The 658-nt window shown below is 40.7% G+C and carries 1 protein-coding gene; it reads left to right on the top strand.

The genetic code is table 11. The features are described 5' to 3' along the window. Positions 1-36 precede the first annotated feature (36 nt). On the top strand, positions 37-555 hold the full coding sequence (locus BCAMP_RS12200; RefSeq protein WP_156921252.1) for a hypothetical protein: 519 nt from the start codon (positions 37-39) through the stop codon (positions 553-555). Positions 556-658 lie beyond the last annotated feature (103 nt).

Below are 658 nucleotides of genomic sequence, written 5' to 3'. Positions count from 1 at the left end.
AAATAAAAAAAATTAATCAGAGAGATGGAATATAATATGAAATTAGCACAATTAATGGCCATTGGTTTAACCGTCGGAACAATCGGAGTAAGCGTAGCAACTGTATCAGCAGATGAGGTGCGTGACGGTTCGACAGCAGCAAGTGTAACTTTGAAAGGTGGGGAGTTAACATTCTCAGAAATCGCACCAACGATTGCTTTTGAAGACATTACTTTAACGGGCGAAGCGCAAACAGTAGGCGCTAAAGCAGAGGCAATTATCGGCATCAATGATTACCGTGGGATTGATGGAAATTGGGATCTAACAGTGAAAGAAACAGCGCCCGTCGATGCTAAAAGTTTCACAGAACAAGGCTTGCAAATTAACTTAGCAGCGACAGCAAATGCAGGCGTAACAGCTGAAACAGTCGCAGTGTCGGAAGAAAATCAACTCGTAGCAAACGGATCACGTTTTGAACATACAATTGACTTAAACCCAACATTAGCTGCACCGAAAGCAACCGCAGCTGGCACATATGCAACAACACTTGACTGGACATTAAAACCAGCAGAATAAGTAGCAAATGAGTAAACAAATAAAAAAATTAATCAGAGAGAAGGAATATAATATGAAATTAGCACAATTAATGGCCATTGGTTTAACCGTCGGAACAATCGGA

This window comes from Brochothrix campestris FSL F6-1037 (assembly GCF_000525915.1).
Classification (GTDB): domain Bacteria; phylum Bacillota; class Bacilli; order Lactobacillales; family Listeriaceae; genus Brochothrix; species Brochothrix campestris.
This window is presented reverse-complemented; position numbering and strand designations above follow the sequence as displayed.